Source organism: Leclercia sp. G3L (assembly GCF_021117075.1).
In the GTDB taxonomy this organism is placed as follows: Bacteria; Pseudomonadota; Gammaproteobacteria; order Enterobacterales; family Enterobacteriaceae; genus Enterobacter; species Enterobacter adecarboxylatus_C.
Window position 1 is genome coordinate 106,753 of sequence record NZ_CP088265.1, and the last position, 25,090, is coordinate 131,842.

Consider the following 25,090-nt stretch of genomic DNA (forward strand, 5'->3'; position numbering starts at 1 on the left):
TCTTAATCGCGGAAGTTCTTGAACTGGAATGGCTGGCCGAGATCGCCGCCACGCACCAGCGCCATCACACCCTGCAGATCGTCACGAGATTTGCCAGTAACACGAATCTCTTCGCCCTGAATTTGCGCCTGCACCTTCAGCTTGCTGTCTTTGATGAGCTTAACGATTTTCTTCTGCATCGCGCTCTCAATGCCCTGCTTCAGTTTGGCTTCAATAAACCAGGTTTTGCCGCTGTGAACGAACGTTTCCGGCACATCGAGAGAGGTCCCTTCGATGCCGCGCTTCAACAGCTTGGCGCGCAGAATGTCCAGCAGCTGGGTGACCTGAAAATCGGACTCGCTCAGGATCTTAATGGTCTTATTTGCGTCGTTCAGCTCAAAACTGGCCTCAACGCCACGAAAATCGAAGCGTGATTCAACTTCCCGGCTGGCGTTGTCCACGCCGTTACGTACTTCCTGGATATCAACTTCGGAAACAATATCGAAAGATGGCATCTTTTCTTCTCCCTTCACTTTTGTTGCGTTGCATAATACCCGCTACGGGGCATAACTCAACAGAAGCTTAGTTGTCGACGCTATACTACATGTTGTAACACCTGGCGCAGTTGCAGGTGAGGAGGAACGATGAAAATTACCGTGCTCGGATGCGGGGCACTGGGACAACTTTGGCTCGCCGCACTTTGCAAACAGGGACACGAAGTCCAGGGCTGGATGCGCGTGCCACAGCCCTATTGCAGTGTAAACCTGATTGAAGAAGACGGGAGTATCTTTAACGAATCTCTTATCGCTAACGATCCTGATTTCCTGGCGCAAAGCGATCTGCTGCTGGTTACCCTGAAAGCCTGGCAGGTTTCGGATGCCGTGCGGGCGTTGGCGTCCACTCTTCCGCAAACGTCGCCTGTTATGTTGCTCCACAACGGGATGGGCACCATCGAAGAGCTCAAAAGCATTCACCAGCCACTACTGATGGCAATTACCACCCATGCAGCCCGCCGTGACGGCAACGTAATTGTTCATGTTGCCAGCGGGATGACCCACATCGGCCCGGCCAGAGCGCAGGAGGGGGACTACAGTTATCTGGCGGATCGCTTCCAGCAGGTGCTGCCGGATGTTGCCTGGCACGATAACATCCGCCCGCAAATGTGGCGCAAGCTGGCGGTAAACTGCGTGATCAACCCGCTGACCGCCCTGCTGGATTGCCCAAACGGTGAGCTTAAAAACCATCCGCAGGCCATAGCAACGCTGTGTGCCGAGGTCGCGGCCGTCGTGGAGCGCGAGGGCATCCATACCTCGGTGGACGATATTCGCTATTACGTTGAAGAGGTCATTGAGAGTACCGCCCAGAATATCTCTTCGATGCTGCAGGATATCCGCGGGCTACGCCATACCGAAATTGATTACATTACCGGTTACCTGCTAAAACGCGCCCGCGCGCACGGTATCAGCGTGCCGGAGAATGTCCGACTGTATGAACAGGTTAAACGTAAGGAGAGTGAGTATGAGCGCGTCGGCACTGGTATGCCTCGCCCCTGGTAGCGAAGAGACCGAAGCGGTCACGACTATCGATCTGCTGGTTCGCGCCGGGATTAGCGTCACGACGGCGAGCGTCGCCAGCGATGGTAACCCGATCATCACCTGCTCGCGCGGGGTAAAAATTGTGGCCGATGCCCTGCTGGTGGAGGTCGCCGACGGTGATTACGACGTCATCGTCCTGCCGGGCGGCCTGAAGGGTGCGGAGTGCTTCCGCGACAGCCCGCTGCTGGTCGAGACGGTCAGGCAGTTCCACCATTCCGGGCGCATCGTCGCTGCCATCTGCGCCGCCGCGGCCACGGTACTGGTGCCGCACAACATCTTCCCGATTGGCAATATGACCGGTTTCCCGACGCTGAAGGATAAAATCCCCGAAGAGCAGTGGGTGGATAAGCGTATGGTCTGGGATCCGCGCGTCAACCTGCTAACCAGCCAGGGTCCGGGCACGTCGATTGATTTTGCGCTGAAGATTATCGAACTGCTGGTCGGGCGTGCAAAAGCCTATGAAGTGGCCTCATCGCTGGTGATGGCGGCGGGGATTTATAACTATTACGAAGCGTAGGTATTGCCCGGCGGCGCTACGCTTGCCGGGCCTACAGAGATCGACCAGGCCGGGCAAGACGACGTCGCCACCCGGCATTGCGACTACGGGCGATACACCTTCACATTGGTAAAGCCCTGCTCGCGCAGATAGAGCGCCTGCAGACGGCTCATCACCCCGCGCTCGCACCACAGCAGATAGGTTTTGCTCTTATCCAGATCGCCAAATTTGGTGCTCAGCTTGTAGAACGGTAGCGAAGCCACTTCCACACCTTCTGGCTCAAACGGCTTCGCGTCCTGTTCATCAACAGAACGGATATCCAGCAGCACGTCGTCAGGACCGAAACCGTTAACGGTTTCGACTTCCACCACCTCCTGCTCGGTCTGCTGGGCAATCTCGCGGATATCGATGTTATTGGCTTCAGCGACCACTTTCTCAAGAATGCTGAAATCGAAGTTCTCTTCTTCCGCTTCGATCTTCGCCTTCACCGCCTTCACGGTTGGGCTCTTCGAAATCACGCCGCAGTATTCCGGCATGGTGCGGGCGAAGTCTTCGGTACCGATCTCACGCGCCAGGTCGATGATGTGCTCTTTATCGTGGGAGATCAGCGGACGCAGGATCAGCGTATCTGACACGTTGTCGATAAGACGCAGGTTGGTCAGGGTCTGGCTGGAGACCTGGCCCAGCGCTTCGCCGGTGACCAGCGCCTGCACGCCGTAACGCTCAGCCACTTTCGAGGCCGCACGCACCATCATGCGCTTCAGCACTACGCCCATCTGACCGTCGTCCACTTTCTCAAGGATCTCGCCGACCACAGGCTCAAAGTTGATCGCCACAAAACGCACGCGGTGGGAGCTGCCAAAGCGGTTCCACAGATAGTGAGCCACCTGACGCACGCCAATTTCGTGCGCCGCGCCGCCGAGGTTAAAGAAGCAGTAGTGTACGCGGCAGCCGCGACGCATCAACATATAGCTGGAAACACCAGAGTCGAAACCGCCGGAGATCAGCGACAGCACATCTTCCTGCGTCCCAATCGGGAAGCCGCCGATACCTTCATAGCGGCCTTTCACAAGCAGCAGGCGGTCGTTTTCGATTTCCAGATTAACGGTCACTTCCGGGTTGGTCAAACGCACGCGCGCAGACTCAACGTGCTGATTCAGCCCGCCGCCCACGTAGCGTTCAACTTCAATGGAGCTAAACTCATGCTTGCCGCGACGCTTGGCGCGCACGCAGAAGGTTTTGCCTTCGATCAGATCGCGATACTGCGCCAGCGCTTTTTCGAAGATGTCGTGCAGGGAAGTGAAGGGAACATCCTCCACTTCCAGAATATGATGGATACCCGGAATCCGGGTTAAGGCATCACGAATGTCCAGGCGCTTGTTTTCATCTTTAGCGCGGACTTCAACGTGATCCCAGTGACGCACGACGGCCAGCGTCTCGTCGTAGTGCTTCAGAACGTTACGAATGTTCCCGGTTAAAATTTTAATAAAGCGCAAACGCACAGATTGGCTTTTGATGGTGATTTCCGGGAACAATTTAATGATAAACTTCATGGCGGCAATGTTTCTTTGGCAAGCGATAAGGCTTGTAATGGAAAAGTACAGCAGCCCACATTTCCAGGGCTGCATCCAGGCGCGGAAGTATACCACCATCGCGTGGCTCCTGTGCACATTGCGCGTTATTTGATAATTACCCTGAGTCCGATACCATATCAGGGATATAAAAACTGAGAGTCAGACATTCACTATGCCGAAGAAAAACGATGCACCCGCCAGTTTCGAAACTGCGCTGAGTGAACTGGAGCAAATCGTTACCCGTCTGGAAAGCGGCGACCTGCCGTTAGAAGAGGCGCTTAATGAATTCGAACGCGGCGTGCAGCTGGCGCGCCAGGGTCAGGTTAAGCTGCAGCAGGCGGAACAACGCGTGCAGATCCTGCTCTCCGATAGCGAAGATGCCGCCACGACCCCCTTCACACCGGATGCCGAGTAGATGGACTTTTCGAACCAGCTTCAGGCGTGCGTAGGGCGTGCTGACGACGCATTGCGCCGTTTTATCGCTCCGCAGCCTTTTCAGAACACTCCACTGGTTGAGGCCATGCATTATGGCGCACTGTTAGGCGGCAAACGCCTGCGTCCTTTTCTGGTGTATGCCACTGGCGGGATGTTCGGCATCAGCGCCAATACGCTGGATGCGCCAGCGGCTGCGGTGGAGTGTATTCACGCCTACTCGCTGATCCACGACGATCTGCCGGCGATGGACGACGACGATCTGCGTCGCGGCCAGCCGACCTGCCACATTAAGTTTGGCGAAGCGAACGCCATTCTGGCAGGCGATGCCCTGCAAACCCTGGCCTTCTCGATTCTGAGCGATGCGCCGATGGTGGAAGTGGCGGATCGCGATCGTCTGGCAATGGTTTCCGAGCTGGCAATGGCCAGCGGGGTGGCAGGCATGTGCGGCGGTCAGGCGCTGGATTTAGAGGCCGAAGGTCGTCAGGTTAATCTGGAACAGCTGGAGCGTATTCATCGCCACAAGACCGGGGCATTGATTCGCGCCGCCGTTCGTCTGGGCGCGCTGAGCGCGGGTGAGCAGGGTCGCAAAGCCCTGCCGGTTCTGGATCGCTACGCAGAAAGTATCGGTTTAGCCTTCCAGGTTCAGGATGACATTCTGGATGTCGTGGGCGATACTGCAACATTGGGTAAACGTCAGGGTGCCGATCAGCAGCTTGGCAAAAGTACCTATCCCGCCCTTCTGGGCCTTGAGCAAGCCCAACAAAAAGCCCGGGACCTGATTGCGGATGCCCGCCAGTCGCTTGAGCAACTGGCCGCGCAGTCACTGGACACTTCGGCACTGGAAGCGCTAGCGGACTATATAATCCAGCGTGATAAATAACGAAAACACCACGATGAGTCTCTGATGAGTTTTGATATTGCCAAATACCCGACACTGGCGTTGGTTGACTCCACCCAGGAGTTACGTCTGTTGCCGAAAGAGAGTCTGCCGAAGCTGTGCGACGAGCTGCGTCGCTATCTGCTCGACAGCGTAAGCCGCTCCAGCGGCCATTTCGCCTCCGGGCTTGGCACGGTGGAGCTCACCGTGGCGCTGCATTATGTCTATAACACGCCGTTCGATCAGCTGATCTGGGACGTGGGCCATCAGGCTTATCCGCACAAAATTCTCACCGGCCGTCGCGATAAAATTGGCACCATTCGCCAGAAAGGCGGCCTGCATCCTTTCCCGTGGCGCGGCGAGAGCGAATACGACGTGCTGAGCGTCGGCCACTCCTCCACCTCCATTTCTGCCGGGATCGGGGTAGCCGTCGCGGCGGCCAAAGAGAACAAACAGCGCCGTACCGTCTGCGTCATTGGCGATGGGGCAATCACCGCCGGGATGGCCTTCGAGGCGATGAACCACGCGGGCGATATCAAACCAGACATGCTGGTGGTGCTCAATGACAACGAGATGTCGATTTCCGAAAACGTCGGGGCGCTGAACAACCACCTGGCGAATCTGCTCTCCGGCAAGCTCTACTCCAGCCTGCGCGAAGGCGGCAAAAAAGTCTTCTCCGGCGTACCGCCAATTAAAGAGCTGCTGCGTCGCACCGAAGAGCACATCAAAGGCATGGTTGTTCCCGGCACGCTGTTTGAAGAGCTGGGCTTTAACTACATCGGTCCTGTGGACGGGCACGATGTGCTGGGGCTGGTCTCGACGCTGAAAAACATGCGTGACCTGAAAGGCCCGCAGTTCCTGCACATCATGACCAAAAAAGGCCGGGGCTACGAACCGGCGGAAAAAGATCCGATCACCTTCCACGCGGTACCCAAATTCGACCCGACCAGCGGCTGCCTGCCAAAAAGCAGCGGCGGGATGCCGAGCTATTCTAAAATCTTCGGCGACTGGCTGTGCGAAACCGCGGCTAAAGACAGCAAACTGATGGCCGTGACCCCGGCGATGCGCGAAGGCTCCGGTATGGTCGAGTTTTCCCGCAAATACCCGACGCAATATTTTGATGTCGCTATTGCCGAGCAACATGCGGTGACCTTTGCCGCAGGCCTGGCGATTGGCGGTTACAAGCCGGTCGTGGCAATCTACTCCACCTTCCTGCAGCGCGCCTACGATCAGGTGATCCATGACGTCGCCATTCAGAAACTGCCGGTGCTGTTCGCCATTGACCGGGCGGGTATTGTCGGCGCCGACGGCCAGACGCACCAGGGGGCATTCGATCTCTCCTTCCTGCGCTGTATCCCGGACATGGTGGTGATGACCCCGAGCGACGAGAACGAATGTCGTCAGATGCTGTTCACCGGCTATCACTATCAGGATGGCCCTACCGCCGTGCGTTATCCGCGCGGTAACGCGGTTGGCGTCACCCTGGAGCCGCTGGCGAAACTGCCGATTGGTAAAGGCGTTGTCAAACGTCGCGGTGAGAAGCTGGCGATCCTGAATTTCGGTACGCTGATGCCGGAAGCGGCAAAAGTGGCAGAGTCCCTTAACGCGACGCTGGTGGATATGCGCTTTGTGAAGCCGCTCGATGAGGCGCTGATTCTGGAGATGGCGTCACGGCACGAGGCGCTGATCACGCTGGAAGAGAATGCCGTTATGGGTGGCGCAGGCAGCGGTGTGAACGAAGTACTGATGGCGAAGCGTAAAGCCGTGCCGGTGCTGAACCTCGGCCTGCCGGATCACTTTATCCCGCAGGGTACGCAGGACGAAGCCCGCGCCGACATCGGCCTGGATGCTGCCGGTATCGAATCCCGTATTAACGCCTGGCTGGCATAATCCCTCCCCTTTCTGCTCCTGCTATGCTTAACGGTACGTTTTAAGTAATCAGCAGGAGTGGAACCATGCAATACAATACATTAGGAAAAACGGATCTTAAGGTTTCCCGTCTTTGCCTGGGCTGCATGACCTTTGGCGAACCGGACCGGGGTAAGCACGCCTGGACGTTACCGGAAGAGAGCAGCCGTCCGATCATCAAACACGCCCTTGAGGGCGGCATTAACTTCTTTGATACCGCCAACAGCTACTCCGACGGCAGCAGCGAAGAGATCGTTGGCCGGGCACTGCGTGAATTCGCCCGCCGCGACGAGGTGGTGGTCGCCACCAAGGTTTACCATCAGGTGGGCGATCTGGCGGAAGGCCTCTCCCGGGCGCAGATCCTGCGCTCCATTGATGACAGCCTGCGACGGCTGAACATGGATCACGTCGATCTACTGCAGATCCACCGCTGGGATTACAACACCCCAATTGAAGAGACGCTGGAAGCGCTGAACGACGTCGTCAGAGCGGGCAAAGCGCGCTATATCGGCGCCTCCTCGATGCATGCCGCCCAGTTTGCCGAAGCGCTGGCGCTGCAGGAACAGCACGGCTGGGCGCCCTTTGTCACCATGCAGGATCACTACAACCTGATCTATCGCGAAGAAGAGCGCGAGATGTTGCCCCTGTGCTATCAGCACGGCGTGGCGGTGATCCCGTGGAGTCCGCTGGCGCGCGGGCGGTTAACCCGTCCGTGGGGCGAAACTACGGCCCGCTCGGTATCGGACGAGTTTGGCAAAACGCTGTATGACGAAACCGAAGCCAATAACGCGCAGATTGCCGAGCGTTTAACCGGGATTTCAGAGGAGCTTGGGGTAACGCGCGCTCAGGTGGCGCTGGCATGGGTGCTGAGCAAGCGGGGCGTTGCTGCACCGATTATCGGTGCGTCGCGCGAAGAGCAGCTGGACGAGTTGATCAACGCCGTGGATATCACCCTGACCCCGGAACAGATAGCCGAGCTGGAGACGCCGTACAAGCAGCATCCGGTGGTGGGATTTAAGTAATAAAAAAGCCGGGTGGCGGCTTCGCCTTACCCGGCCTACGGTGCGTGCATGGTTTTGTAGGCCGGGCAAGCGCAGCGCCCCCGGCATCACGCAAAGTGGTCGTAACCCTTCCAGTCGAGCGTCACCGGCGAACCGTTCTGCACGAACTGCATCCCTTCGCTTTCCGGCATAATCTGGCCGATACAGGTAAATCCGGCCCCAAGATTGGCTAACGCCACATCCAGCGTGCCGCGGTTCAGCTCGGGAACGGTAAAGCACAGTTCATAGTCTTCACCGCCGGAGAGCGCCCAGCGCAGCGCCTGCTCGGGCTCCACGTGCCTGCGCATCGCGTCAGAGAGCGGGAACAGATCAAGGTCAATGCGCGCGCCCACGCCGCTGGCTTTCAGGATATGGCCGAGATCGGAGATCAGGCCATCCGAGAGGTCAATAGCCGAGCTGGCGCGATCGCGCAACGCCTGGCCGTGCAGTATCCGCGGCGTCGGGCGCAAATGGCGTTGCACAAAATAAGCCGCATCCCGGTCGTTATCGACCGCCAGGCGCTTCTGCAATATAGCCAGCCCTGCCGCGCTGTCACCCGGCGTACCGGTGACGTAAATCCAGTCGCCCGGTTTCGCGCCCGAGCGTTTCAGCGCCCGCCCCACCGGCACATAGCCGTGGATCGCCAGGGTCATCGACAGCGGTCCGGCGGTGGTATCGCCACCGATCAGCTGCATATCGTAATAGTTAAGCTGTTCAAACAGCGCGTCGCTAAAGGCCTCAAGCCAGCATTCATCGACCTTCGGCAGGGTCAGCGCCAGCGTTAACCACGCCGGATCGGCCCCCATCGCCGCCAGATCGCTCACGTTCACCGCCAGCGCTTTATACGCCAGATCGGCAGGATCGATATCCGGCAGGAAATGATGCCCCGACACTAAGGTGTCAGTGCTGATCGCCAGGGTCTGTTTTTCGGGGATATTGAGAAGTGCACAGTCGTCGCCGATGCCGGTTTCCACATCGAGACGCGAGCTTCTGACTCGGTCAAAATAACGGGCAATCAGGGAAAATTCGCCACATGCCATACGTTATGCCTCAGCAAAGAAAATAAAAAAACCGGAGCCCGCACCGCCCGAAGGCGATACGAAACTCCGGCTTGCGGATCACTTTTTACGGGGACGGATCGCAGGTGCAGCTTTATCCAGCACGCCATTCACAAATTTATGGCTGTCTTCAGCACCGAAGGTTTTCGCCAGTTCGATCGCTTCGTTGATGGCCACTTTGTAAGGCACATCATCACGCTTCGACAGCTCAAACAGTGCGATACGCAGCACAGCTTTTTCAACCTGGCCCAGCTCTTCGAGCAGACGGGACAGGTACGGCTTCATCAGACCGTCGAGATACGCGCTATTAGTCGCCACTCCCGACAGCAGTTCACGGAAGTACACGACGTCAACGTCTTTGACGTCTTGTTCCGCCAGGAACTGGTATTCAACATCAGCGATGTCGTTCTGGGACAACTGCCAGGAGTAAAGTGCCTGGACGGCACATTCACGGGCGCGGCGACGAGCAGCAGGTTTCACGGAATTCCCCTTACAAAAAAATCAGGCCTTGATGGCTTTCAATACATTGATCATTTCAAGCGCAGTCAGTGCAGCTTCTGCACCTTTGTTACCGGCTTTGGTGCCAGCGCGTTCGATGGCTTGTTCAATACTTTCAGTGGTGAGTACGCCGAAAGCGACAGGAATTTCTGCATCCTGTGCCACGTGCGCCAGACCGTTGCTTGCACCACCCGCAACATATTCAAAATGCGCGGTGCCGCCACGAATCACGGTACCCAGCGCGATAACCGCATCGTATTTGCCGGTTTTCGCCAGTGCGCCCGCTGCCAGAGGCAGTTCGTAAGCACCCGGAACCCAGACAACGGTAATGTTTTCGTCTTTCACCTGGCCGATACGTTTCAGGGCGTCAATCGCGCCATCCAGCAGGCTGTCGTTGATGAAGTTGTTGAAACGCGCAATGGTGATGGCGACGTGAGCGTCCGGGGTAGCAACGGCTGCTTCAATAATGTTCATACTCTTCCTTAACGGGTTCATTTGGTGGCCCCGCAGGGGGGCGGATTTTATCATAATATTTTGCGCACTGCTTCCCTATTTAGGCAAGCCTTACGCGGTGGTCAGGTGGAGACAGAAATCCGGTCCAACCGGGCGTATCTCGCTAAAGTTAAACGCGGGCGCATCCGCCAGTTTTTCCAGCCCTGGCAACACGCACAGGCCGCGTGCGTCGCTGCCTAACAGTTTAGGCGCCAGATAGACAATCAGCTCATCCACCAGCCCGGCCTGTAATAGAACCCCAGCCAGCGTTGGGCCGGCTTCAACCCAGATGCTGTTGATCTGATGCTGTTTACCCAGCAGCATCATCAGCACTACCAGATCCAGATGCCCGTTGTGCTCCGGCACCAGAATGCTGCGCACGCCTTCCGGCCAGCTGCGCGCATCTTCCCGGGTGCGGGCAAACCAGGTCTCGCCCGGCTGCTGCACAATGCGGTGCTCAGGGGTGACCCGATTCTGCCGATCAACCACAATCCGCAGCGGCTGGCGTAAATTCTCCTGCGGGTAGAGCGCCTGGGTATCAGCGTTTAGCTCATCCCAGCGCACGGTCAGCGCAGGATCGTCGGCCAGCACGGTGGCATGACTGGTGAGGATAGCATGGCTTTGCGCGCGCAGACGTTGCACATCGCGCCTTGCCTGCGGGGAGGTGATCCACTGGCTTTCGCCGCTGGCCATCGCCGTGCGGCCATCCAGGGAGGCGCCCAGCTTCAGCTGGATATAGGGAAAACCGGTCCGCATCCGTTTGAGGAAACCTTTATTCAGGCGCTCGGCTTCACTCATCATCAGGCCGTGGCTGACCTCAATCCCCGCCTGCTGGAGGCGATAAAGACCGCGACCGGCGACCTGCGGATTGGGATCCTGCATCGCCGCGACAACCCGTGCAACGCCCGCCGCAATAAGGGCATCGCAGCACGGCGGCGTGCGTCCGTGATGGCTGCAGGGTTCCAGCGTGACGTAGGCGGTTGCGCCGCGCGCCTTCTCTCCGGCCATGCGCAGGGCATGGACTTCAGCATGCGGCTCACCGGCACGATAGTGAAAACCTTCCCCGACGATCTCGCCATCCTTAACGATAACGCAGCCGACGTTCGGATTGGGATGGGTGGTAAACCGCCCGCGTTGCGCCAGCTTCAGCGCTCGCGCCATGTAAATCTCATCCTGCATGTGCTTAGTCCTGTAGACGGGCGATCTCTTCACCGAATTCTTTGATGTCTTCAAAACTGCGGTAAACAGAGGCAAAGCGGATATAGGCAACTTTATCAAGCTTTTTAAGCTGTTCCATCACCAGGTTGCCGATCATTTTGCTCGGCACCTCACGCTCGCCGGTGGCGCGCAGCTGGGTTTTGATGTGGTTAAGCGCCATTTCGACGTCATCTGCGCTGACTGGCCGTTTTTCCAGTGCTTTTAGCATCCCGCTGCGCAGCTTTTCTTCGTTGAAGGGTTCGCGGACGTCGTTACTTTTCACAACGCGGGGCATCACCAGCTCCGCCACCTCAAAGGTGGTGAAGCGTTCGTTACACACCAGGCACTGACGACGGCGGCGTACGGATGAGCCCTCTCCCACGAGACGGGAGTCGATTACTTTGGTATCCACGGCGAGACAGAATGGGCAATGCATACGGTGTCCTGGCTATCGGGTTGACTGAATTCCATTTTACCCCGAACTGGGCTGACAACAAAGAAGGAGCGTTTTTTGAGATAAAGGATCTATACGCCAGGGAGCTTCGTTGACTACCCTTAGCAGAATCCGTTATTTCAGGGAAATAATTGCCATGACAAGACGTTACCTACATGTTCTGCTGCTGGGCAGCCTTTTCAGCCTCAGCGCCTGCGCACAGCAAAGCGAAGTGCGCCAGATGAATCAGAGCATCAGTTCACTGAACACAACCATGAACAAGCTCAACCAGGAAACCGTCAAGATCACCCAGCAGAATGCGCTGAACGCCAAATCGACCAGCGGCGTCTATCTGCTGACGGGGTCGAATACCCCTGCCCGGCTGAACAGCCAGATTGGTACGCTGAAGATGTCGCTGGTGAACGTCGCGCCAAACGCCGACGGCACCCGGGCCACGCTGCGCATCCAGGGCGAATCAAACGATCCGCTGCCGGCTTTCAGCGCCACCGTTGAGTGGGGCCAGATCCAGGGCACCACCGACAGTTTCCAGGAGATGAACGTCCAGACCCAGCTGATTAATGCCCCGGCCAGCGTTCTGGCCCCCAGCGATGTCGACATCCCGCTGCAGCTAAACGGCATGACGCCCGATCGGCTCGGTTTTATCCGCATCCACGATATTCAGCCCGTCGCGCAATAATTCCTCAGCGGAACGTCTTTCACGTTCCGCCCCCGTCTTTGGTTACAAACATTGGCAACAGAAATGTTTGCTATTACAATCCGCTCCGTTAAAAATACGCAAACGTGAACGCAATCGATTACGTATGTGAGAGAACTGTGAAACAACACATATTTTTGTGAGCAAGGATTCCTATAATAGGCTCCCAGAAATACGAAATATTTAGAAACGCAATTCGCGCCTTTTTCACTCCCGTAAGGGATTTCAAATCAGTGGCATCATTATGAAAAAAACATTACTGGCAGCCGGTGCAGCGCTGGCACTTTCTTCAACTTTCGCTGTGCAGGCAGCAGAAAACGATAAACCAGAGTACGTTTCCGACTGGTGGCACCAGAGCGTTAACGTCGTCGGCAGCTACCATACCCGTTTCGGACCGCAGATCCGCAACGATACCTACCTGGAATACGAAGCGTTCGCTAAGAAAGACTGGTTTGATATCTATGGTTACATGGATGCGCCGGTCTTCTTCGGTGGTAACACTGATGCGAAGGGTATCTGGAACCACGGTTCCCCACTGTTCATGGAGATCGAACCACGCTTCTCCATCGACAAGCTGACCGGCACCAGCCTGGCGTTTGGTCCGTTCAAAGAGTGGTACGTCGCAAACAACTATATCTACGACATGGGCCGCAACAAGTCCGGTCGTCAGAGCACCTGGTACATGGGTCTGGGGACTGACATCGACACCGGTCTGCCGATGAGCCTGTCCATGAACGTGTATGCCAAATACCAGTGGCAGAACTACGGTGCCGCGAACGAAAACGAGTGGGATGGCTACCGTTTCAAAGTGAAATACTTTGTGCCAATCACCCAGCTGTGGGGCGGCAACCTGAGCTACATCGGCTTCACCAACTTTGACTGGGGTTCAGACCTGGGCAACGACGACTTCCGTGACCTGAACGGTAAGAAAGCGCGTACCAACGACTCCATCGCTTCCAGCCACATCCTGGCCCTGAACTACGATCACTGGCACTACTCTGTTGTTGCACGTTACTGGCACAACGGTGGTCAGTGGAACGACGATGCCAGCCTGAACTTCGGCGACGGCGACTTCAGCGTCCGTTCTACCGGCTGGGGTGGTTATCTGGTTGTGGGTTATAACTTCTAATCAGTGCCTGTATCGCCGGGTGGCGGCTACGCCTTACCCGGCCTACAAGACCTGTTGGACCCGTATGCCGGGTAAGCGAAGCGCCACCCGGCATAAAAGCCAGCTAAAAAGCTGGATTTTTTATTGCTTCACCTTCCTCAAAAAATCCGCCAGCGAACGATCCGCACTTTCGCTAAAGCGTCTGTCCGTCATCGTGATATTGAGACACCTGTGGAGCCGGAAACAGCGATAGTCATCGCGCCGTTCGCACCAAGCCGCCAACAGCCAGTGCTCGCCCCAGAAGAACAAACCCAGCGGCTGTACGTTGCGGGAGGACAACTGCCCACTCTCATCGCGATAGTGCAGCCCCAGCACCCGCTGAGCGGAGATCGCCTGATGGATCGCATCGAAACCGCTGCGGGAGTGGGGTTGCATCGCGATATCCGGGGCATAAATCCGGGTCTGCTCGGCCTTGCGGCGGCTCTCCTCCGGCAGGATCGCCAGCACCTTTTCCTGCGCAGACTCCAGCTCACGTGACAGCAACTCCCCGCCCCAGGTTTTAAGCAGGCGGATCGCCACCATCAGCGCCTCGGATTCTTTGTTGGTCAGCATCAGCGGCGGCAGGTCAAAGCCCGACATCAGCCGATAGCCGCTCCCCGCCTCCCCTTCCACCGGCACGCCAGAGAGGGACAGATCCCGGATATCGCGATAAACCGTACGTTCAGAAACGCCGAGCCTGTCCGCCAGATGCGCAGCCGTGGTCAGCCGCCTGCCACGCAGGATCTGCACAATCTGAAACAAACGGTCGGCGCGTCGGGTCATATTATCTTCAGCTCTCAGGCGGGTTGATGGAGGCCGACGCGATTGCCTTCGCTGTCGGTAAACAAAGCGATAGTGCCAATGCCGCGCGGTAGCTCCAGCGGCCCAAACACGCACTCACCGCCTGCCGTAACGATACGATCGAGCGTAGCTGCCAGATTGTCAGTATGGAGATAAATAATAGCGCCTTCATGAGACGGTACAATGCCGTCAAATTTTGCCAATGCACCGCCGGTGGCCGGATCCTCATGCGGGAAAACCGCAAGCTCGGCGCAATCCATTTTCTCGCGTCTCAGCGCCACCTGCAGCACTGGCTCGTAAAATTTGATGGCACGATCCATATCCGCGACCGGAATTTCAAACCAGTTAATCACACTTTTCATACATCCTCCTGCCTGTTGTTTGGGTTCAGAAGGAGTCTACGACAGGCCTCCTGACAGCATACTGTCAGGAGTGTTTGTCAGGAGCAGGCAAAAAAAATCCCGGCCATAAGACCGGGATTTCGCTGACAAATAAATGTCGTGTTACGGCAGAATGGACGGCTGATCCGCCCCTTCTTTTTCTACTTTCTGCTGAAGCAGGTGCTCGCGCTTCATGCCCAGCTTCAACGCCAGCGCGGACGCGACGTAGATGGACGAGGCCGTACCGATGGAGACACCGATCAGCATGGTCAACGAGAAGCCTTCCAGAATCGGGCCGCCGAAGAGATACAGCATCAGGATCACCATCAGGGTAGTCCCGGAGGTGATCAAGGTACGGTGCAGCGTCTGGGTCAACGACACGTTAAAGATTTCGTACGGCGTACCGCGACGGATCTTACGGAAGTTTTCACGGATACGGTCCGATACTACGATACTGTCGTTCAGCGAGTAACCGATAACCGACATCAACGAGGCCACGATGGTCAGGTCAATCTCGATATGGAACAGCGACAGAACGCCCATGGTGATCACCACGTCGTGCGCCAGAGCGATAACCACCCCGGCTGCCAGACGCCACTCGAAGCGGAAACCGACATACGCCAGGATACAGAGCAGCGCCACCAGCAGTGCCATCGCACCGGTCTGGGCCAGATCCGCACCCACGCTCGGGCCAACGAATTCAATACGTTTTACCGTCGCATTCTGGCTGGTCGTTTCGTTAATCACGGTCACAACCTTGCTGCCCAGCTCCTGGCTGCCGTTGGCATCTTTCACCGGCGGCATGCGCACCATGATGTCGCGGCTGCTGCCGAAGTTCTGCAGCAGCGGCTCTTCAAAGCCCGCCTTCTCGAGCGACTGACGCATCTGGTCCATATCGACCGGTTTTTCCAGGGTGATCTCAATGACCGTACCACCGGTAAAATCGAGACCCCAGTTGAAGCCCTTCACGCCGATGATGGCGATGGAGAGGATCAGCAGAAAACCTGATATGCCAAAGGCCCAGTAGTCCCAGCGCATAAAGTCCCAGACTTTACGGCCGTAGTTCAATTGTTCAACAGTATATTCCTGTGCCACAACGCACTCCTCAGATAGACAGCTTTTTAACGCGCTTGCCGCCGTACAGCAGGTTCACGATGGCACGGGTGCCGACGATAGCGGTAAACATTGACGTTGCCACACCAATACCGGTGGTAATAGCAAAGCCCTTGATCGCGCCGGTACCCACTGCATACAGGATAATAACCTTAATCAGTGTTGTTACGTTCGCATCAAAGATGGAGCTGAAAGCACCACGATAACCTTCGTCAATCGCCTGTTGGACAGAGCGACCGTTGCTCAGTTCTTCTTTGATACGTTCGTTGATCAGTACGTTGGCGTCGACCGCCACCGCAAGGGTCAGAACGATACCCGCAATGCCTGGCATGGTGAGCGTCGCCCCCGGCAGCAGGGACATAATGCCCACAATCAGCACCAGGTTAGCGATCAGCGCACTGGTCGCAATCAGGCCGAACTTCTTATAGAAGAAGATCATAAAGATGATGGAGATAATCAGACCCGCCAGGCAGGCTTCCAGACCCTGGGTGATGTTCTGCATACCCAGGGTTGGACCGATAGTACGCTCTTCCACAATCTGAATCGGCGCAATCAGCGCACCGGCACGCAGCAGCAGCGAGAGCTGACGCGCTTCGTTCGGGTTGTTGATACCGGTGATACGGAAGCTGTTACCCAGGCGAGACTGGATGTTGGCGATGTTAATCACCTCTTCCTCTTTCACCAGGATGGAGCGACCGTTAGCATCTTTTTTACCGCTGTCTTTGTACTCCACGAACAGGGTCGCCATCGGCTTACCGATGTTGTCCTTGGTGAAGTTAGACATAATGTTACCACCCGCGCTATCAAGCGAGATGTTAACCTGCGGCTGGTTGTATTCGTCCTGGCTGGAGGTCGAGTCGGTGATATGGTCACCGGTCAGGATCACCCGCTTGTACATGACAACCGGCTGGCCTTCACGGGTCTGTTTCACTTCAGAATCGCCCGGAACGCGGCCAGAGGTGACGGCGGACTGATCGACGCTGGTGTTCACCAGACGGAATTCGAGGGTCGCAGTCGCGCCCAGAATTTCTTTCGCACGCGCGGTATCCTGGATACCCGGCAGCTCAACCACGATACGGTCAGCCCCCTGACGCTGTACCAGTGGTTCAGCAACGCCAAGCTGGTTTACACGGTTACGCAGGATGTTGATGTTCTGCTGAACCGCGTATTCACGCGCTTCTTTCAGACGTTCATCGGTCATCACCGCACGCAGCTGGTTGCTGCCCTGAGAAGAGAGCACCAGGTCGCGATGACGCTGGGTCAGGTAATCCATCGCCTGATCGCGGGCGTTGCTGTCGCGGAACGCGATGCTCATCCCGTAATTATCTTCCTTACGCACGGTGGTGTAAGGGATGCCTTTGTCGCGCAGATCGCTACGCAGGCTGTCGATGTTTTGTTCCTGGAGTTTGCCGAGCGCGGTTTCCATATCCACTTCCATCAGGAAGTGCACGCCGCCACGCAGGTCGAGACCGAGTTTCATCGGCTCCGCGTTGATAGCAGCTAACCAACGCGGCGTTGCAGGAGCAAGGTTCAACGCCACGACATATTTATCACCCATCACGCCCATCAGCGCTTCACGAGCGCGGAGCTGCGTGTCGGTGGAGTCGAAGCGAGCAAGAATAGCGCCCTCTTCCAGTGCCACAGACTTAGCGGTAATTTTTTCTTCTTGTAAAGTTTTCTGGACCTGGATCAGCGTTTGCTCACTGGCGGCGACGCCGCGCGCGCCAGTGATTTGAACAGCCGGATCCTCACCATACAGGTTGGGAAGCGCATACAGCAGGCCGACGACAATGACGACGACCAGCATGACGTACTTCCACAAAGGATAACGGTTTAACACGGCAGTTCCCTTTGGGAAAAGTTAATTACAGCGCTTTCATGGTGCCTTTCGGCAGAACGGCAGCGACGAAGTCACGTTTAATCACTACTTCAGTAGTATCGTTCAGCGCGATAACGATGTAGCCGTTTTCTGCTACTTTGCTTACACGACCTACCAGACCACCGTTAGTCAGCACTTCATCGCCTTTCGCGATGGAGTCCATCAGCTTTTTGTGCTCTTTGGTGCGCTTCTGCTGTGGACGCAGGATCATGAAATAGAAGATCAGACCGAACACCACCAGCATCAGAATCAGAGACATCGGGCTGCCCTGCGCCGGTGCACCTGTTGCCGCTACCGCATCAGAAATAAAAAAGCTCATTAAAATTCCCTCATTAAATAAATTAATCAACGTTCAAAGGTGGAACATCCCGACCCTGTCGTTGGTAAAAATCGGTCACGAAGCTCTCTAATTTACCCTCTTCGATAGCCTTGCGTAAACCAGCCATTAAGCGCTGGTAATAGCGAAGGTTATGAATCGTGTTGAGACGCGCGCCCAGTATTTCATTACAACGATCAAGATGATGCAAATAGGCACGAGAATAATTCCGACAGGTATAGCAATCGCACTCGGCATCAAGCGTGCTGGTATCGCTTTTATGCTTCGCATTACGGATTTTTACCACGCCGTCGGTCACGAACAGGTGACCATTACGGGCGTTGCGGGTCGGCATAACGCAGTCGAACATATCAATGCCGCGACGCACGCCTTCAACCAGATCTTCTGGTTTGCCGACGCCCATCAGGTATCGAGGCTTATCTGTTGGAATTTGCGGGCAAACATGCTCCAGAATACGGTGCATATCTTCCTTCGGCTCACCCACAGCCAGACCGCCGACAGCGTAGCCATCAAAACCTATCTCTACCAGACCTTTAACAGAGATATCGCGTAAATCTTCGTAAACGCTTCCCTGAATAATGCCGAACAGCGCATTTTTGTTACCGAGGCCATCAAAGCGGTCGCGGCTGCGCTTCGCCCAACGCAGCGACATCTCCATCGAGCGTTTAGCGTAGTCCCAGTCTGCCGGGTATGGCGTACATTCGTCGAAGATCATTACAATATCGGAACCGAGATCGTATTGAATCTCCATCGATTTTTCCGGATCGAGGAAGATCGGGTCGCCGTTGATAGGGTTACGGAAATGGACGCCTTTTTCGGTGATCTTACGGATGTCACCGAGGCTGAAGACCTGGAATCCGCCGGAGTCGGTCAGGATTGGGCCCTTCCACTGCATAAAGTCATGCAGATCGCCGTGCAGCTTCATCACTTCCTGGCCCGGGCGCAGCCACAGGTGGAAGGTGTTGCCGAGGATAATTTGCGCGCCTGTGGCTTCAACTTCTTCCGGCGTCATCCCTTTTACGGTGCCGTAGGTGCCCACAGGCATGAAAGCAGGCGTTTCTACTACGCCGCGATCGAACACCAGACGGCCACGGCGAGCGCGACCATCGGTGGTATCAAGTTCAAATTTCATTTTTTCTCCAGCGTCAGAAAAACAGTCCGGCGCGTTAGACCAGTGCCGCGGCGTTATTCCCCGACACGTTCATTCAAAGCCTGCGGATTGTACGTGATAAACATCGCGTCACCGTAGCTAAAAAACCGATATTTTTGTTCTACCGCAGCCTTGTAGGCATTCATGGTGTTTTGATAACCAGCAAAAGCCGATACCAGCATGATCAAAGTCGACTCCGGCAGGTGGAAGTTGGTCACCAGCGCATCGATTACCTGATATTGATAACCCGGGTAGATGAAGATTTGTGTGTCGCCAAAGAAGGGTTCGATCAGATCGTTTTTGGCAGCCTGGGCAGCGCTTTCCAGCGAGCGAACCGAGGTGGTACCGACTGCAATGACGCGGTTACCGCGCGCTTTCGCCGCCATCACGGCATCCACAACCTCCTGCGGCACTTCGGCGTACTCGGAGTGCATGATGTGGTCTTCAATGCTGTCCACCCGCACCGGCTGGAAGGTGCCTGCACCCACATGCAGGGTCACAAACGCCATCTCAATGCCTTTTGCACGCAGCTTTTCCAGCAAAGGTTCATCAAAGTGCAGGCCCGCCGTCGGCGCAGCTACCGCGCCAGGCTTCTGGCTGTAGACGGTCTGATACAGCTCGCGGTCAGCCTCTTCATCCGGACGCTCAATGTACGGCGGCAGCGGCATGTGGCCGATGGTGTTCAGAATATCCAGCACCGTACGCTCGTCATTAAACTCAACTTCAAAGAGCGCGTCGTGGCGCGCCACCATGGTGGCGTTGATGCTCTCGTCATCGCCCAGCAGCAGCTCCGCGCCCGGCTTTGGTGCCTTGGAGGCGCGAATATGTGCCAGAATACGTTTATCATCGAGCATTCTTTCGACCAGCACTTCGATCTTGCCGCCGCTGGCTTTGCGGCCGAACAGACGGGCCGGGATCACCCGGGTGTTGTTGAACACCAGCAGGTCGCCTGGGTTGAGCTTGTCGAGCAAATCGGTGAAAGTACCGTGCGTCAGCGCACCCGTCGGCCCATCCAGCGACAATAAGCGGCAGCTACTGCGCTCAGGCATAGGATAGTGGGCAATCAGGGACTCGGGTAAATCAAAGGAGAAATCGGCGACGCGCATGGCATATACTCGTGACTTAAAAACAGGCGGCTTAGTCTAGTGCTCACACCTCTTTGCTGCAACAACTAGCCGACCCCGGATAACGAATCGCATGAATTTTCTCGCTCACCTGCACCTCGCCCATCTCGCTGACAGCTCTCTTTCCGGCAATTTGCTGGCCGATTTTGTGCGCGGCAATCCCGCCGAGGATTACCCCGCCGATGTCGTAGAGGGCATTTTTATGCATCGCCGGATCGACGTCATGACCGACAATCTGCCCGAAGTAAAAGAAGCGAAGGAGTGGTTCCGCCCGGAGACCCGCCGTGTCGCCCCCATTACGCTGGATGTGATGTGGGATCACTTCGTCTCCCGCCACTGGGAACAGCTCTCCCCGGAGATGCCCCTGCCGGCGTTCGTACGCTATGCCCACGCCCAGGTGGCAATCATTCTCCCGGACTCTCCCCCGCGCTTTGTGAATCTGAATAATTACCTGTGGTCGGAGCGCTGGCTTGAGCGCTATAGCGAGATGGACTTCATTCAGCGGGTGCTTAACGGGATGGCCAGCCGCCGCCCGCGTCTCGACGCCCTGCGCGACTCCTGGCAGGATCTGGATGCCCACTACGACGCGCTGGAGACCCGCTTCTGGCAGTTCTATCCGCGAATGATGGAGCAGGCGAAATCTAAGCAGCTTTAATACAACCGCGATTGATAGGTAAAAGCTGGATTAACGATTGTCAGCGCCTCTTTGTCTTTAGGGCGAACACTCTCTATACTGGCCCGCGTTGCGTTCCAAATAACCTTAGTATCTACAGGAGAATCATATGGTTCTGGTAACTCGTCCGGCCCCGGATTTTACAGCTGCAGCCGTTCTGGGCAACGGTGAAATCGTTGAGAACTTCAACTTCAAACAGCACACCAACGGTAAAGCCACCGTTCTGTTCTTCTGGCCAATGGACTTCACCTTCGTTTGCCCGTCTGAACTGATCGCGTTCGACAAGCGTTACGAAGAATTCCAGAAGCGTGGCGTGGAAGTGGTTGGCGTCTCCTTCGACTCTGAGTTTGTACACAACGCATGGCGTAACACCCCTGTCGACAACGGCGGCATCGGTCCAGTGAAATACGCGATGGTTGCGGACATCAAACGTGAAATCCAGCAGGCTTACGGTATCGAGCATCCGGACGCGGGCGTTGCCCTGCGCGGCTCCTTCCTGATCGACGCTAACGGTATCGTGCGTCACCAGGTCGTGAACGATCTGCCACTGGGTCGTAACATCGACGAAATGCTGCGTATGGTTGACGCGCTGCAGTTCCACGAAGAGCACGGCGAAGTGTGCCCGGCTCAGTGGGAAAAAGGTAAAGAAGGTATGGCCGCTTCTCCAGCAGGCGTTGCTAAATACCTGACCGAGAACGTATCCAGCCTGTAATCGGCACGGTTTACGAAAAAGGCCCGCAGATGCGGGCCTTTTTTATGGAGGCGGTTTAGGCGACCCCGCTTTTTGTAGGCCGGGCAAACGTAGTGCCGCCCGGCAACGCAAAGGATTAATTGCCGAACCAGACGGTGGCAGAGATCGCTGGAAGAGAGAGAACGCCCTCCTGCGCCACCCCTTTCCCCTCTTTTAGCTGCCACTGATTGACCTTCAGCAGCGGCGAATCGTCGATCACCACCTCACAGGCATCGCCCCGATTGATGGCTACCAGCACCCGCTGCTGGTTGTAGACGCGCATAAACACCACCACGTTGTCATGGGCGTAGACCACCTGGCAACCGCCGTAGCGCAGCGCCTGGCTCTGTTTACGCAGTTTAATCAGCCGCTGATAGAGCTTAAACAGTACCGGGTCCTGCTTTTCGGTCTCCCACGGGAAGGTCTTACGGCAGAACGGATCGTTATTGCCGTCCAGCCCCACCTCGTCCCCGTAATAAATACACGGCACGCCAGGCCAGGTAAACAGCCAGGTGACCGCCAGCGGCAGGCGCGCGACATCCTTGCCGAGCAGCGACTTAAAGCGGGCAGTGTCATGGCTGTCGAGCTGGTTAAACATGCGGAGCTGCTGCTGATGCGACAGGCTGGCGCGATAGTTATCCATCCATTTCATGCAGGTTTCAGCGTCGATGTGCTGCGGATCGTAGGAGATATCGGTATTGGCGAGGAAGCCCCACAGCGGGAAGGTGAAGCCGCGGTAGTTCATCGCCGAATCTTCCGCATCGGCCTGCAGCCACTGGCGGGCGTCACCAAAATGCTCGCCAAAGACGAAGGCATCGGGTCGGGCCTGCTTCGCGGAACGGGTGATCCCGGCCACGTGCTGCAGGTTATGGCGTGCCCCGCCCCCTTCTCCCAGCATGTGCACCACATCCAGCCGCCAGCCGTCCATATTCCACGGCGCTTTCAGCCAGTGGCGGACGATACTGTCCTCGCCGCCGTAGATCTCGTTTACCAGCGTCGGGGACTGGTAATCCAGCTTAGGTAAGCTGGCATAGCCCAGCCAGTCGAGGGCGCGGCCCTCGTCGTCAAAGCTGTACCAGTCCCGCTGGGACGAGTCCGGGTTATGGCAGGCGCCGCCGGTTCCGCGGTTATGGCGGTCGAACCAGGCGTGGGAATCGCCGCTGTGGTTAAACACGCCGTCCAGGATCAGGCGCATCCCTTCCCGGTGGGTATTTTCCCGCAGGCGTAACAGGGCCTCATCGCCGCCAAACTGCTCATCCACGTGACGGTAATCTTCGGTGTCGTACTTATGCACGCTGGGAGCGACAAACACCGGGTTGAGGTACAGCGCCGTAACGCCGAGTTTTTTCAGGTAGGGCAGCTTCTCGCTGATGCCGTCCAGATCGCCGCCGTAAAAGGTTGAGCCCCCCGCCTGGGCGGTGACCGGTTCATCCCATTCATGGAAGATGGTCTCGTGGCCGGCGGCATGGTGATAGTGCGTTTTGTCCCGCTCCGGATCGCGCTGCTGGCTGCGGGCGAAGCGGTCCGGGAAGATCTGATAAAAGACCTGTTCCACCACCCACTCTGGCCCGGCATCCGGGTAGTCGACGGCGAACTGCTCCAGCCGGGCGGGTGGAAAGCGGCTGAACCCCTGCGGGGTGAACCACAGCTGGCGGTTATGCCAGAGCATTTTAAAGCTGTAGCGGTGGCGCGGCTGCCCTTTGGTTGTGTCGATGGTCGCCCGCCAGGCGGTGACGCCGGGCTGCGGCTGGCTGCGCAGCTTGTGCATCGGCAGCGAGGTCTCTTCATTATCGAATTCAGCGCGCATTGTCACCCGCTCAGGCAGGTGCTCACCCGTCAGCCACAGCGTGATGACGAGTTTATCGTTGTTTTGCTTAACAAATGGGGCAACCGGCAGGTGCCATGCATTCAACATCTCTTATCCCCTTTCCCAGAAATGAGGTCACCTTGCCACAGGGTAGTTGATGTTCACTCCTCACGAAGAGGTTTATTGGGGGAGGAGGAAGGGGGAGGAGAAAAATGCCCGGCTTTTGCCGGGCATTCTGATTACTGCACTTCCGCTAACTGGCGCTCGCGGCGGCGTTTAAATACCCAGCCCACCAGCAGCAGGGCAATCCAAGCGAAGCCGACATACAGCGAGATGCGGGTTTCCGGGTGGTAACCAATCAGGCCGATAATAAAGACCAGGAAGATCAGACCGCCAACGGTACTTGCCACGCCGCCCGGCACTTTAAACTTCAGCGCTTTTACCTCTTCAGGCGACAGACGACGACGGAAGCCAATCTGCGACATCAGGATCATGATCCACACCCAGACGGTGGCGAAGGTCGCCAGGGAGGCAATCACCAGGAAGACGTTCTCCGGCATGATGTAGTTCAGATAGACCGACAGCAGCAGCGCAACGGTCATCACCAGCACCGTCACCCACGGCGTGCCGCGGCTGGAGGTTTTGGCGAAGGCCTTCGGCGCGCTGCCCTGCTCTGCCATGCCGTGCAGCATACGCCCCACGCCAAAGACATCGGCGTTAATGGCGGAGAGCGAGGCGGTCAGCACCACAAAGTTAAGGATGCTGGCGGCAAAGGTGATCCCCAGATGCTGGAAGGTGAGCACAAATGGGCTGCCGTTAGTACCAACCTGGTTCCACGGGTAGATGGACATGATCACGAACAGCGTCCCCACGTAGAAGACCAGAATACGCATCGGCACCGAGTTGATGGCGCGCGGAATAGACTTCTCTGGATCTTTCGCTTCACCGGCGGTAATGCCGATGATTTCGATCCCGCCGTAGGCAAACATCACCATCTGCAGCGACATCACCATGCCTATCCAGCCGTTACTGAAGAAGCCGCCGTTGCTCCACAGATTATGGATCCCGGTCGGTTGTCCGCCGTTGCCAATTCCCCAGATGATGATGCCAATACCGGCAGCAATCATGATGATGATGGTGGCGACTTTAAAGAAGGAGAACCAGAACTCCAGCTCGCCAAACACCTTCACGCTCATCAGGTTGATGGCGCAGATGATCAGCACCACGCTGAGTACCCAGACCCAGTGCGGCACGGTCGGGAACCAGACGCCCATATAGATGCCAAAGGCCGTCACGTCGGCGATGGCCACAATCAGGATTTCGAAGCAGTAGGTCCAGCCGGTGATATAGCCGGCGAGCGGGCCTAAGTTTTCCTGGGCATAGCGGGAGAAGGAGCTGGCCGACGGGTTATGAACGGACATCTCCCCCAGCGCACGCATGATGATGTAGGCGGCAACACCGCCGATAAGATAAGCCAGCAGAACGCTGGGACCGGCCATTTTGATGGCATCTGCCGAGCCATAAAAAAGACCGGTGCCGATTGCAGAACCCAGCGCCATAAAGCGGATGTGGCGGGCGCTCAATCCACGCTTGAGTTTGTTAGTGCTTTCCATTTGTTGTCATGCCATTCAGACTAAAAAAAACAAAAAACC

At 56.7% G+C, this 25,090-nt stretch carries 26 protein-coding genes; 10 read left to right on the plus strand and 16 right to left on the minus strand.

Annotated features, from left to right (window positions below):
* Nucleotides 1-2 precede the first annotated feature (2 nt).
* On the minus strand, nt 3-494 hold the full coding sequence (locus tag LRS40_RS01935; RefSeq protein WP_231312971.1) for a YajQ family cyclic di-GMP-binding protein: 492 nt from the start codon (nt 492-494) through the stop codon (nt 3-5).
* 129 nt (nt 495-623) lie between these two features.
* Between LRS40_RS01935 and panE the strand changes: the two genes are divergently transcribed.
* Both panE and yajL read left to right on the plus strand, forming a co-directional pair.
* On the plus strand, nt 624-1,535 hold the full coding sequence (gene panE, locus LRS40_RS01940; RefSeq protein ID WP_156263088.1) for a 2-dehydropantoate 2-reductase: 912 nt from the start codon (nt 624-626) through the stop codon (nt 1,533-1,535).
* Nucleotides 1,498-2,091 (plus strand): protein deglycase YajL, encoded by a 594-nt coding sequence (gene yajL / locus LRS40_RS01945; RefSeq protein WP_231312972.1) that lies wholly within the window; start codon nt 1,498-1,500, stop codon nt 2,089-2,091. The genes panE and yajL overlap by 38 nt, the downstream gene beginning before the upstream one ends.
* An 83-nt stretch (nt 2,092-2,174) precedes the next feature.
* Here the strand turns inward: yajL and thiI are convergent, their stop codons facing one another.
* On the minus strand, nt 2,175-3,623 hold the full coding sequence (gene thiI / locus LRS40_RS01950; protein ID WP_142488425.1) for a tRNA uracil 4-sulfurtransferase ThiI: 1,449 nt from the start codon (nt 3,621-3,623) through the stop codon (nt 2,175-2,177).
* Nucleotides 3,624-3,816: 193 nt separating this feature from the next.
* Between thiI and xseB the strand changes: the two genes are divergently transcribed.
* The 4 genes from xseB (at nt 3,817) to LRS40_RS01970 (ending at nt 7,886) form a co-directional block, all read left to right on the plus strand.
* The gene (xseB, locus tag LRS40_RS01955; RefSeq protein ID WP_156263086.1) at nt 3,817-4,059 is read left to right on the plus strand and encodes an exodeoxyribonuclease VII small subunit; all 243 of its coding nucleotides are present in this window, start codon (nt 3,817-3,819) and stop codon (nt 4,057-4,059) included.
* On the plus strand, nt 4,060-4,959 hold the full coding sequence (gene ispA, locus LRS40_RS01960; protein WP_231312973.1) for a (2E,6E)-farnesyl diphosphate synthase: 900 nt from the start codon (nt 4,060-4,062) through the stop codon (nt 4,957-4,959). It begins immediately after the preceding gene.
* Nucleotides 4,960-4,983: 24 nt separating this feature from the next.
* Entirely contained in the window at nt 4,984-6,846 is a 1,863-nt protein-coding gene (gene dxs / locus LRS40_RS01965) for a 1-deoxy-D-xylulose-5-phosphate synthase (protein ID WP_142488422.1), read from the plus strand.
* A 65-nt stretch (nt 6,847-6,911) separates the two neighbouring features.
* Nucleotides 6,912-7,886 carry an aldo/keto reductase gene (locus tag LRS40_RS01970; RefSeq protein WP_231312974.1) on the plus strand — a complete coding sequence of 325 codons (975 nt, stop codon included), beginning with the start codon at nt 6,912-6,914 and terminating at the stop codon, nt 7,884-7,886.
* Nucleotides 7,887-7,972: 86 nt separating this feature from the next.
* Here LRS40_RS01970 and thiL read toward each other — a convergent pair whose 3' ends face one another.
* The 5 genes from thiL to nrdR form a co-directional block, all read right to left on the minus strand.
* Complete coding sequence (gene thiL, locus LRS40_RS01975; RefSeq protein WP_231312975.1) at nt 7,973-8,944, minus strand: thiamine-phosphate kinase; 972 nt, start codon at nt 8,942-8,944, stop codon at nt 7,973-7,975.
* Nucleotides 8,945-9,022: 78 nt separating this feature from the next.
* Entirely contained in the window at nt 9,023-9,442 is a 420-nt protein-coding gene (gene nusB / locus LRS40_RS01980) for a transcription antitermination factor NusB (protein ID WP_032616814.1), read from the minus strand.
* 21 nt (nt 9,443-9,463) lie between these two features.
* Nucleotides 9,464-9,934, minus strand: a complete 471-nt coding sequence (ribE, locus tag LRS40_RS01985) for a 6,7-dimethyl-8-ribityllumazine synthase (protein WP_156263082.1) — start codon at nt 9,932-9,934, stop codon at nt 9,464-9,466.
* 90 nt (nt 9,935-10,024) lie between these two features.
* On the minus strand, nt 10,025-11,131 hold the full coding sequence (ribD, locus tag LRS40_RS01990) for a bifunctional diaminohydroxyphosphoribosylaminopyrimidine deaminase/5-amino-6-(5-phosphoribosylamino)uracil reductase RibD (protein ID WP_231312976.1): 1,107 nt from the start codon (nt 11,129-11,131) through the stop codon (nt 10,025-10,027).
* Nucleotides 11,132-11,135: 4 nt separating this feature from the next.
* Nucleotides 11,136-11,585 (minus strand): transcriptional regulator NrdR, encoded by a 450-nt coding sequence (nrdR, locus tag LRS40_RS01995; RefSeq protein WP_032616812.1) that lies wholly within the window; start codon nt 11,583-11,585, stop codon nt 11,136-11,138.
* Between the two features lie 154 nt (nt 11,586-11,739).
* On the opposite strand from nrdR, the gene LRS40_RS02000 reads away from it, so the two are divergent.
* Both LRS40_RS02000 and LRS40_RS02005 read left to right on the plus strand, forming a co-directional pair.
* Entirely contained in the window at nt 11,740-12,279 is a 540-nt protein-coding gene (locus LRS40_RS02000; protein WP_231312977.1) for a DUF3251 domain-containing protein, read from the plus strand.
* Nucleotides 12,280-12,541: 262 nt separating this feature from the next.
* Nucleotides 12,542-13,426 carry a nucleoside-specific channel-forming protein Tsx gene (locus LRS40_RS02005; RefSeq protein ID WP_231312978.1) on the plus strand — a complete coding sequence of 295 codons (885 nt, stop codon included), beginning with the start codon at nt 12,542-12,544 and terminating at the stop codon, nt 13,424-13,426.
* A 120-nt stretch (nt 13,427-13,546) separates the two neighbouring features.
* Here the strand turns inward: LRS40_RS02005 and LRS40_RS02010 are convergent, their stop codons facing one another.
* From LRS40_RS02010 to queA, 7 genes are all read right to left on the minus strand, one after another.
* Nucleotides 13,547-14,227 (minus strand): YafY family protein, encoded by a 681-nt coding sequence (locus LRS40_RS02010; protein WP_231312979.1) that lies wholly within the window; start codon nt 14,225-14,227, stop codon nt 13,547-13,549.
* A gap of 14 nt (nt 14,228-14,241) precedes the next feature.
* Nucleotides 14,242-14,607, minus strand: coding sequence for a VOC family protein (locus tag LRS40_RS02015; protein ID WP_156263078.1), 366 nt, complete (start codon nt 14,605-14,607; stop codon nt 14,242-14,244).
* Nucleotides 14,608-14,748: 141 nt separating this feature from the next.
* Nucleotides 14,749-15,720 carry a protein translocase subunit SecF gene (gene secF / locus LRS40_RS02020; protein WP_142488414.1) on the minus strand — a complete coding sequence of 324 codons (972 nt, stop codon included), beginning with the start codon at nt 15,718-15,720 and terminating at the stop codon, nt 14,749-14,751.
* 10 nt (nt 15,721-15,730) lie between these two features.
* Entirely contained in the window at nt 15,731-17,578 is a 1,848-nt protein-coding gene (secD, locus tag LRS40_RS02025) for a protein translocase subunit SecD (protein ID WP_142488413.1), read from the minus strand.
* 25 nt (nt 17,579-17,603) lie between these two features.
* Nucleotides 17,604-17,936, minus strand: a complete 333-nt coding sequence (yajC, locus tag LRS40_RS02030) for a preprotein translocase subunit YajC (protein WP_142488412.1) — start codon at nt 17,934-17,936, stop codon at nt 17,604-17,606.
* A 22-nt stretch (nt 17,937-17,958) separates the two neighbouring features.
* Nucleotides 17,959-19,086, minus strand: a complete 1,128-nt coding sequence (tgt, locus tag LRS40_RS02035; RefSeq protein ID WP_106992120.1) for a tRNA guanosine(34) transglycosylase Tgt — start codon at nt 19,084-19,086, stop codon at nt 17,959-17,961.
* Between the two features lie 53 nt (nt 19,087-19,139).
* Nucleotides 19,140-20,210 carry a tRNA preQ1(34) S-adenosylmethionine ribosyltransferase-isomerase QueA gene (gene queA / locus LRS40_RS02040; RefSeq protein WP_156263077.1) on the minus strand — a complete coding sequence of 357 codons (1,071 nt, stop codon included), beginning with the start codon at nt 20,208-20,210 and terminating at the stop codon, nt 19,140-19,142.
* A gap of 91 nt (nt 20,211-20,301) precedes the next feature.
* On the opposite strand from queA, the gene acpH reads away from it, so the two are divergent.
* Nucleotides 20,302-20,883: an ACP phosphodiesterase gene (acpH, locus tag LRS40_RS02045; RefSeq protein WP_231312980.1), complete on the plus strand. Its 582-nt coding sequence runs from the start codon at nt 20,302-20,304 to the stop codon at nt 20,881-20,883.
* 127 nt (nt 20,884-21,010) lie between these two features.
* The gene (locus tag LRS40_RS02050; protein WP_142488409.1) at nt 21,011-21,613 is read left to right on the plus strand and encodes a peroxiredoxin C; all 603 of its coding nucleotides are present in this window, start codon (nt 21,011-21,013) and stop codon (nt 21,611-21,613) included.
* Between the two features lie 115 nt (nt 21,614-21,728).
* Here the strand turns inward: LRS40_RS02050 and malZ are convergent, their stop codons facing one another.
* Both malZ and proY read right to left on the minus strand, forming a co-directional pair.
* On the minus strand, nt 21,729-23,546 hold the full coding sequence (gene malZ, locus LRS40_RS02055; protein ID WP_231312981.1) for a maltodextrin glucosidase: 1,818 nt from the start codon (nt 23,544-23,546) through the stop codon (nt 21,729-21,731).
* Between the two features lie 131 nt (nt 23,547-23,677).
* Entirely contained in the window at nt 23,678-25,051 is a 1,374-nt protein-coding gene (proY, locus tag LRS40_RS02060) for a proline-specific permease ProY (protein WP_156263075.1), read from the minus strand.
* Between the last annotated feature and the right edge of the window lie 39 nt (nt 25,052-25,090).